The 7,699-nt window shown below is 63.0% G+C and carries 9 protein-coding genes; 2 read left to right on the top strand and 7 right to left on the bottom strand.

Annotation, left to right across the window (positions count from 1 at the left end; translation table 11 throughout):
• Positions 1-343, top strand: a 343-nt coding sequence (locus ED21_RS12910) for a LysR substrate-binding domain-containing protein (protein WP_006834367.1), incomplete at its 5' end; no start/stop codon positions are given.
• Here the strand turns inward: ED21_RS12910 and ED21_RS12905 are convergent.
• From ED21_RS12905 to ED21_RS12875, 7 genes are all read right to left on the bottom strand, one after another.
• Complete coding sequence (locus ED21_RS12905) at positions 340-1,239, bottom strand: 1-acyl-sn-glycerol-3-phosphate acyltransferase (RefSeq protein WP_006834366.1); 900 nt, start codon at positions 1,237-1,239, stop codon at positions 340-342. The two genes, ED21_RS12910 and ED21_RS12905, sit on opposite strands and share 4 nt — an antisense overlap.
• A complete protein-coding gene (locus ED21_RS12900; RefSeq protein ID WP_006834365.1) occupies positions 1,211-1,633 on the bottom strand; it encodes a Fur family transcriptional regulator in 423 nt (140 codons plus the stop codon). The genes ED21_RS12905 and ED21_RS12900 overlap by 29 nt, the downstream gene beginning before the upstream one ends.
• Before the next feature lie 93 nt (positions 1,634-1,726).
• On the bottom strand, positions 1,727-2,167 hold the full coding sequence (locus ED21_RS12895; protein ID WP_006834364.1) for a MucR family transcriptional regulator: 441 nt from the start codon (positions 2,165-2,167) through the stop codon (positions 1,727-1,729).
• A gap of 117 nt (positions 2,168-2,284) precedes the next feature.
• Entirely contained in the window at positions 2,285-2,740 is a 456-nt protein-coding gene (gene rimI, locus ED21_RS12890; protein ID WP_006834363.1) for a ribosomal protein S18-alanine N-acetyltransferase, read from the bottom strand.
• A complete protein-coding gene (gene tsaB / locus ED21_RS12885) occupies positions 2,737-3,354 on the bottom strand; it encodes a tRNA (adenosine(37)-N6)-threonylcarbamoyltransferase complex dimerization subunit type 1 TsaB (protein WP_006834362.1) in 618 nt (205 codons plus the stop codon). The genes rimI and tsaB overlap by 4 nt, the downstream gene beginning before the upstream one ends.
• A gap of 36 nt (positions 3,355-3,390) precedes the next feature.
• Complete coding sequence (locus ED21_RS12880; protein WP_006834361.1) at positions 3,391-3,999, bottom strand: malonic semialdehyde reductase; 609 nt, start codon at positions 3,997-3,999, stop codon at positions 3,391-3,393.
• A 28-nt stretch (positions 4,000-4,027) separates the two neighbouring features.
• On the bottom strand, positions 4,028-4,609 hold the full coding sequence (locus ED21_RS12875; protein WP_006834360.1) for a NifU family protein: 582 nt from the start codon (positions 4,607-4,609) through the stop codon (positions 4,028-4,030).
• A gap of 125 nt (positions 4,610-4,734) precedes the next feature.
• Here ED21_RS12875 and ED21_RS12870 point away from each other — a divergent pair, with 125 nt between their 5' ends.
• Entirely contained in the window at positions 4,735-7,668 is a 2,934-nt protein-coding gene (locus ED21_RS12870; protein ID WP_006834359.1) for a pitrilysin family protein, read from the top strand.
• The last annotated feature ends 31 nt before the right edge of the window (positions 7,669-7,699 follow it).

Genomic DNA, 7,699 nt, shown 5'->3' with positions numbered 1-7,699 from the left:
GCCTGACATAGGCCTGCTCGCCAAGCAGACTTTCCTGATCCACAACGAACTTCCCGAGAGCTTTCGTGCATGGAAGGACGAGCTGAACCTGCACGATCTCGAACCGGCGGCCATCGACCATTTCGATTCCGGCCAGCTGATGCTGGAGGCCGCCGCCCAAGGGCTCGGCATCGCGATCATGCATGACGATCACCTTCGCCGGGCCAGGGACGGTCGCCTCACCAATCTATACGGGGTGCAGGTCGAAAGCCCCTACAGCTACTGGTTCGTATGCAAGCCGACCGCGCTGGAGGAACGCCCGGTCCGGCTGTTCCACGACTGGCTGGTCAAGGCCGACCTCTAGCCCTCTCCGACCTTGGGCGGGTTATAGCGCACGGCTTCCACCACGTGCTGATAGTCGCGCAGCGGTCTGCCGAGATTGGCTTCGAGCTGCTCGACGATTTCCGCGCGCGCTTTGGCGGCGATCGCCTTGCGACCACGATGCTCTTCCGGGCTGAACGGCTCGAGATAGGTGATGCGCAGGCGGAACGTGCCGCGGCGCGCCATGATGCGCATGGCGTTGTGGAGGCCGCTCTCTTCGCCGATCCAGGAAATCTCTTCTGAGTTTTCGCCGTAGTCGAGCACGGCGGGCTGCACCATGACACCCGGGGGCGGCGGTTCGAGGACCGAGATCATCGAGGACTTGAACGGCAGGAGCGAATGCCCGTCGGTCACCGTGCCCTCGGGAAACACCGTAACCGACCAGTTGTCCTGCAGCGCTTCCTTCAGCGCGTTGATCTGCTCGGCGACGCCCATGCGGTGCTCGCGCTTTACGAAGACGGTCCGGTTGAGACTGCACAGCCAGCCGATCACCGGCACTTGGCTCAACTCCCACTTTGCGACGAAGGCCGTGCCACTGGCTCCGGCCATGGCGAGGATGTCGATCCAGGAAATGTGATTGGAGATGAAGAAGACGTCGCGTCTCAGCGGCGTACCGCGCACCTCGACCCGCGCGCCGACCACGCGAGCCGTGTAACGCAAGAACAGCATGGGGAAAGGCGAGCCGTAGGCGAAGATGCGGTAGGCATAATGTAGCGGCACGAAAATGAGCAGCAGCAGCAGGATGCCCAGCGTGCGCAAGACGAACCGCACCCAGCCGGCGAGCGTCAGCGGCACTTTCTCGCCGCGTGCGGCGGCGAGGCGCTTTTCGGTATAGCGAGCGAGCCGGCGCTCAGCTTTTGCGGTCGAGCCGGACGCCATAGAGCTCCATGCGGTGGTCGACGAGGCGGTAGCCCAGCTTTTCGGCGATCTGTTTTTGCAGTGCTTCGAGCTCGGGGTCGACAAATTCCACGACCTTGCCTGATTCCACGTCGATCAAGTGATCGTGATGCGCTTCGGGAGCGGCTTCGTAACGGGCGCGGCCATCGCCGAAATCGTGGCGGTCGAGAATGCCGGCTTCTTCGAACAGGCGCACGGTGCGATAGACCGTGGCGATGGAAATGCCCGGGTCGATCTTGTTCGCGCGTTCGTGCACCATCTCCACATCAGGGTGGTCGTCACTTTCGGACAGGACCTTGGCGATCACGCGGCGTTGCTCGGTGATGCGAAGGCCCTTGTCGGCGCAGAGCTGTTCGAGATCGATATGCTGGTGCAATTCGGTTTCCTGAATGAATAAACGCCCCGCACCCTTATCGGGCCGGGGCGTCTACCTCAAGGCGAACCAAAGGGCTTTTGCCAAGGAGCGCTTCTACGCTTCCTTTTTCTTGCGGCCCCGCTTCTGGCCGGGCTTGCGACCGAGACCGATCTTCTTGGCGAGATCGCGCCGGGTATCGGCGTATTCGGGGGCAACCATCGGGTAATCCGAAGGTAGTTCCCACCGCTGGCGATAATCGTCGGGCGTCATGTCGTGTTCGGTCGACAGGTGACGCTTGAGCATTTTCATCTTCTTGCCGCAGTCGAGGCAGATGATGTGGTCTTTCTTGACCGAAGCGCGGACTGATACGGCTGGATCGGGGCGCGATTCTTCGGCCACACCCGTTCCGCCGAGGCCGGAAAGCGCAGAATAGACGTTGGAAATCAGCGTCGGCACGTCGTCGACGGCGACACTGTTATTGGAAACATGGGCAGCAACGATATCCGAGGTCAGCGTAATCAGCGTCTCAGTCATATCGGTTTCGAATTCTTCCATAGATCAACTCCACCTTTTAAGGGTGCCTATTTGGGCTTATTAGCAGAGTCTACTATAAATTGTAGATTCTCGCCATTTTGTCGCGTGCTTACAACTTGCCTGTATCCGAATTTCGGATCAGAGCTGTTTTGCGAAGGTCAGTGCGTCTATCGGGCTGCCCAAGAGAGTGCGGTAATAGTCGCGGCGAAGTCCGATCTGCTCGAAGCCTTCCTTTCGATACAATCGTTCCGCAGGATTGTTAGCCCGCATCTCCAAAAATACTTGCGCGGCCCCCCGCTGACGGGCGCTATCGCAGAAATGACGAAGAAGGGCTCGCCCGAGACCAATCCCGCGATGGTCCGGGTGGACAGCGATCAACAGCAATTCGATCTCGTCCAATGCCTGGCGGGCAAGAACGAAACCGGCCGCATCTTCGCCGTTCGACGGTATTCCTCCGTCGGCATTGATGAGGATCATGTAGGTCGAGGGCGTGGTGAGCGAATCCGCGACCTGCTTGCGGGTCCAGGCTTCGCGATAATGCGGATCGAAACTGGCCTCCATCACGGCCATCAGCCGGTCGAGGTCGTCCTTCATGCGGGTAGTTTCGCGTCCGGGGCGCGGCCGTAAATAGGGGAGAGGTCTGCTGTCAGCAGCTTTTCGGAAAGGTGCAGAACGTGTCGCGCATCGGGCAGGGTGTCCAGCGCATCGTGCGGCGAGGACGTGATCAGTCCGGCCAATTCCTGCGCCCGATTTCCGGCGATAAGCGGATGCACATGTCCGGTCGCTGCCTCGTCCGGGACGAGTGACGCAGCGTCTCCTTGCGGGAGTCCGTCGGCCTCGTAGTTCTGGACGAACCATTGGCCATGGCCGCCATTCATGCAGACGGTGACGTCGCCGCTGGCGTGGCAATCCTTCGCGATCGCGGCCACCAGCGCCAGCGTCGGATAACCGCGCACCTCGGATTGCCAGGCAAGGCCGAGCGCCCGCGCAACGGCGAGGCCGATGCGGACGCCAGTAAAGCTGCCCGGACCAAGCGAGACGCGGATCTGGTCCGCACGCCCCTTGCCGGGCAGCCTCTCGACCATCGGGACCAGCCGTTCGGCATGGCCGCGGCCCAAGACTTCGTGATGCGCATCCACCAGCTCGCTGCCCTCGAACAGGGCGACGGAGCAGGCTTCGGTAGCGGTTTCGATGGTAAGCACGCGCATGGCAGCGCCCTGCCTCAGACCGCTTCGCGCATCAAGTCAGTTGATGCGGTTGAACTTGTCGAAATCGGGACGGGGCGAGCGACCGAAGATCGTTTCCTTGTCGCCATAGCCGATGGCGCAGACCCAATCCGCGCGGTGACGGGGGCTGTCGGCGAAGAAATGCTCGGTCACCTTGTCGAGATCGACGCCCGACATAGGGCCGCAATCGAGGCCCAGCGCGCGCGCCGCGATCATCAGGTAAGCGCCCTGCAAGGCGGAATTGCGCGCGGCGCCTTCCTTGCGGCCCTCCTCGTCGCCTTCGAACCAGCTCTTGGCGTCGGTGTGCGGGAAAAGCCACGGCAGCTCTTCGTGGAAGTCGATATCGTAACCGATCACGACCACGACCGGCGCGGTCTTGATCTTTTCCTTGTTACCCTCTGACGCGAATTCGGCCAGCTTGTCGCGCGATTTCTGGCTCTTGCACCAGACAAAGCGACCCGGCTGCATATTGGCCGAGGTCGGACCCATCTTCAGCAATTCGTAGATCGCCTCGATCTGCTTCTCGCTCACGTCCTTTTCGTGCCAGCCGTTGTAACTGCGCGCTTCGCGAAAGATCTGGTCAAGCGCGTCGGCCGACAGGTGGTTGTCGTGGAATTGCTTGGTCATGGAAGTCCTTGGAACGTTAGAAGTGAAGTCAGGCTGCGCGGACTTCAACGACCTCGGGGACGTAATGTTTCAGGAGGCCTTCGATACCGTGCTTCAGCGTCGCGGTGGAGGAGGGGCAACCCGAACAGGCGCCCTGAAGCTGAAGGTAAACCACGCCGTCCTTGAACCCGCGGTACTGGATGTCACCGCCGTCTCCGGCCACGGCCGGGCGGACGCGCGTTTCGAGCAGTTCGTTGATCTGCGCGACGATGTCGGCGTCGGCTGCATTCTCCTCGACCAGCAGCGCTTCGTCCTCCGCAGGAACGGCGATGCCGCCCGCGGTGCCGGGCACGAACAGCGGGGCTTCGGACACGAAATGGTCGAGTAGTATCGAGAGGACCTGCGGCTTCAGATCGCTCCAGCTGACACCGGGCGCGGAGGTGACGGTGATGAAATCGCCACCAAAGAAGACGTTCACGACCTCGCCAGTGTCGAAGATAGCTTGTGCGAGCGGGCTCGCTTCGGCAGCTTCCGGGTTGGCGAACTCCCGCGTTCCCTGGCCCATGACCGGGCGGCCGGGCAGGAACTTGAGGCTGGCGGGATTGGGCGTGGTTTCGGTTTCGATGAACATGGCCGCGATGTAGGCGCGAGGGGGCCGGGCTACAACCCATTCCTGCCTCGCGCCCTGACGGTTTTCCTTTGCTTCGCGTCCCCATTCACTGGCGCTTCAGACCCACCGTTCCTATATGCCGCGCCATGACCGATCCTTTGCGCGCCGCACGGCGTCTCGCGTTAGTTCTCCCCTTCCTTCTGCTGGTTCCGCAGACCCTCCCTGCGCAGGAAGCGGAGCGGCCGGAGTCCCTACAGGCGGAAAGCGAAACACCGTGGATCTACGAGAACAGCGATGTCCCACGGGACGAGGAATGGCTGTTCGGCGAGCTCGACAACGGCCTGCGCTACGGCGTGCGCGAGAACGGCGTGCCGCCGGGGCAGGTCTCCATCCGCGTGCGCATCGACGCCGGATCTCTCTACGAGAATGACGACGAGCTGGGCTATGCGCATTTGCTGGAGCACTTGCTGTTCCGCGAGAGCAAATATCTTGGCCCCGCGGAAGCCATTCCCGCCTGGCAGCGCCTCGGCGCGACGTTCGGCAGCGACACCAACGCCGAGACCAGCCCCACGCACACGGTCTACAAGCTCGACATTCCCGATGTGGATGCGGCAAAGCTCGACGAGAGCATGAAGCTGCTGTCGGGCATGGTGCGCGCGCCGGTGCTGTCCGACGGCAACGTGCGCGCTGAAGTGCCGATTGTTCTGGCAGAAAAGCGTGAGCGTGGCGGCGTCGGCGAGCGGGTCAGCGAGCGGACGCTGCAGACGCTTTTTGCCGGCCAGCGCATGGCGGAGCGTATCACCATCGGCACCGAGGACAGCCTCCAGAGCGCGAGCGGCGCATCGGTACAGGCGTTCTACGACCGCTGGTACCGCCCCGAAAACACCGTGATTTCGGTGGTCGGCGACCTCGATCCAATCCTCTTCGCCGCGACGCTCGAGAAGTATTTCGCCGACTGGAAGGGGAGCGGGACCACGACATCTGCGCCCGACTTCGGCGATCCCGTGGCGCCCAGCGGCGCCGATCCGGCGAACCCGGTGGGCGAAGTCGCGGTCATTGTCGAACCCTCGCTCCCGCGCGCCTTTACCTATGGCTATTTCCGCCCCTGGCGGCAGGTCGACGACACGATCGTCTACAACGAAGGCCGCTTGCGGGAATCACTGGCGCTGCAGCTCATCAACCGCCGCCTTGAAGCGCGTGCGCGTGGTGGTGGCAGCTATCTCTATGCTCAGGTCAGCGAAGACAAGATCAGCCGCTCGACCCACGCAACTCTGGTGCAGTTCGCGCCGCTGACCGAGGACTGGCAGGCCGCGCTCACCGACGTGCGTGCAGTGATCGCGGATGCGGTTGCCAACCCTCCGACGCAGGAGGAGATGGACCGCGAGCTGGCCGAGATGGAAGTCGCTTTTGCGAACATGGTCGAACAGCGCTCGGTCCTCGCAGGCTCGAATTATGCAGACGATCTCGTCAACGCGGTCGATATCCGCGAGGCGATTGCGGCTCCCGAGACCTTCTTGATGGTCTTCAATTCGATGAAGGCGAAAGCCACGCCGCAGACGGTGCTGGCGGAAACGCGCAAGCTGTTCGGCGGCGAGGTCATCCGCGCTACCTACATCACGCCCGATGCTGACGAGGCCGACGAAGCTGCGCTGAAGATCGCCTTGCTCGAACGTGTCGATGCCGACGCCAACGCACGTCTTGCCGCGCAGACCGTGAGTTTCGAAGACCAGCCCGCCATCGGCGAGCCGGGTGAAATTATCGCCCGCGAGCCGCACGGCATCGGCGCTGTCGAGCGGGTGGAGTTCGCCAACGGCGTGACCGCCCTGCTGATGGCGAACGATCACGAGCCCGGCCGCGTGGCGGTCAAGGTGCGTTTCGGGGCGGGCCTTCGGGCCTTCGCGCCTGAGGATGCCCCATACATCGGCCTCGGGCAGGCCGCGCTGATCCAGTCGGGACTGGGTGAGCTCGGGCAGGAAGAGCTCGACCGTATCTCAACGGGCCGCAAGATGGGCTTCGACTTTACGATCGAGGAAGGCACCTTCACCTTCGGCGCGCAGACGCGGCGGCAGGACCTTGCCGACCAGCTTTACCTATTCGCAGCTAAGCTCGGCATGCCGCGCTGGGATCCGAACCCAGTCGCGCGCGCCAAGGCAGCGGGACGGCTTGCGTACCAGAGCTATGAAGCCAGCCCCGGCGGCGTGCTCAACCGCGATCTTGAATATTACATCTACGACCAGAACCCGATCTTCGAGACATCCACGCCCGACGAACTGGCCGCGACCTCGGTCGAAGGCTTCCGCAAAGTGTGGGAACCGATCCTTGGCCAGGGTCCGGTCGAAGTGCTGATCTTCGGCGATTTCGACGGTGAGGAAGCGGTACAAACGCTCGCGAAGACCTTCGGCGCCTTGCCCGACCGCAAGCCGATTCCGGCCGAAGTCCTCGTCCGTACGCTCGACATCGCGCCCGCCGGCGAAACCGTGGTGCGCTATCACAAGGGCGAAGCGAACCAGGCCGCGGCGGTCATCGCATGGCCGGCGGGCGGCGGCATGGGCGAGATCCGCAAATCGCGCCAGCTTGCCATCCTGACCGAAGTGTTCAGCAACCGCCTGCTCGACGCCATGCGCGAAAAGGCAGGGGCAAGCTATGCTCCCTCGGTGCGCCTCGACTGGCCGAGCGATGTCGAAAGCGGCGGCTCGATTACCGGTTTTGCGCAATTGCAGCCGCGTGATGTGCCGGTCTTCTTCGCCGAGGCCGACCGGATCGCGCGCGAGCTGACCGAAACGCCGCCGAGCGCCGACGAACTGGCCCGCGCCACCGAGCCGCTGCGTAACTATTACGAGCGTATTTCGAGCGGCAATTACTTCTACCTGCTCGAACTGGAAGGCTCGACACAGGATCCGCGCCGGATGCGTGCGCTGCGCGGCCTGATCACCGACTATTCGCAGACCACGCCCGAAGCCATGCTCTCGCTCGCACGCGAGTATTTCGCCGGCACCTCGGGATGGCGCATGGCAGTCATCCCCGAAGGCCAAAAGCTGGCGACCTCCGCCATTCGGGCGAATGCGCAGAGCGGCCGGTAAAAAGCGCCCGCCCGCAATCGCTCTTTTGGAG

This window comes from Erythrobacter sp. SD-21, assembly GCF_000181515.1.
In the GTDB taxonomy this organism is placed as follows: Bacteria; Pseudomonadota; Alphaproteobacteria; order Sphingomonadales; family Sphingomonadaceae; genus Qipengyuania.
Note: the sequence above shows the minus strand (reverse complement) of the source record. Positions and strands in the feature narration are given on the sequence as shown.